Origin of the sequence: Archangium violaceum Cb vi76 (assembly GCF_000733295.1) — a bacterium.
Taxonomy (GTDB): domain Bacteria; phylum Myxococcota; class Myxococcia; order Myxococcales; family Myxococcaceae; genus Archangium; species Archangium violaceum.
In genome coordinates this window covers 1-1,151 of record NZ_JPMI01000113.1, presented here as the reverse complement: position 1 = coordinate 1,151, position 1,151 = coordinate 1, and the positions used below count along the sequence as shown (strand labels likewise).

Here is a 1,151-nt window from a genome sequence, read left to right as displayed (position 1 = left end):
ACGACGCCGGCGCCCACGGTACGGCCACCCTCGCGAACGGCGAAGCGCAGCTCCTTCTCCATGGCCACAGGGGTGATCAGCTCCACCTCGATGGCGATGTTGTCACCGGGCATCACCATCTCGACGTTGTCCGGCAGCTTCACCGTGCCCGTCACGTCCGTGGTGCGGAAGTAGAACTGCGGGCGGTATCCCTTGAAGAACGGGGTGTGACGGCCACCCTCTTCCTTCGACAGGACGTAGATCTGCGCCTTGAACTTGGTGTGCGGGGTGATGCTGCCCGGCTTGGCCAGCACCTGGCCGCGCTCGAGGTCCTCACGCTTGAGGCCACGCAGCAGCGCGCCGATGTTGTCGCCCGCGCGGCCCTCGTCCAGCAGCTTGCGGAACATCTCCACGCCCGTGACGACCGTCTTCTGCGTGGGGCGGATGCCAACAATCTCCACTTCCTCGCCCACCTTGATGATGCCGCGCTCCACGCGGCCGGTGGCCACCGTACCGCGGCCGGCGATGGAGAACACGTCCTCCACCGGCATCAGGAAGGGCTTGTCCGTGGCGCGCTGCGGGGTGGGGATGTAGCTGTCCACCGCCTCCATCAGCTTGAGGATGGCCGGCTCGCCGATGTCCGAGGTGTCACCCTCCAGCGCCTTGAGGGCCGAGCCCGGGACGATGGGGATGGTGTCGCCGGGGAACTCGTACTTCTTGAGCAGGTCGCGGACTTCCATCTCCACGAGCTCGCGCAGCTCGGGGTCGTCCAGCATGTCGACCTTGTTCAGGAAGACGACGATGTAGGGGACGCCGACCTGGCGGGCGAGCAGGATGTGCTCACGCGTCTGGGGCATCGGGCCGTCGGCGGCCGACACCACGAGGATGGCGCCGTCCATCTGCGCCGCGCCCGTGATCATGTTCTTCACGTAGTCGGCGTGGCCCGGGCAATCGACGTGCGCGTAGTGACGGTTCTTCGTCTTGTACTCCACGTGGGCCGTGGAGATGGTGATGCCGCGCTCGCGCTCCTCGGGGGCCTTGTCGATCTGGTCGTACGCGAGGAAGGTCGCGCCGCCCGTCTTCGCCAGCACCTTGGTGATGGCCGCCGTCAGGGACGTCTTGCCGTGGTCAACGTGGCCGATGGTGCCGATGTTGACGTGCGGCAAGCTTCT

At 66.6% G+C, this 1,151-nt stretch carries 1 protein-coding gene; it reads right to left on the bottom strand.

The features are described from left to right. A partial coding sequence (gene tuf / locus Q664_RS17840) for an elongation factor Tu (protein WP_152622166.1) occupies positions 1 to 1,151 on the bottom strand: 1,151 nt, incomplete at both ends.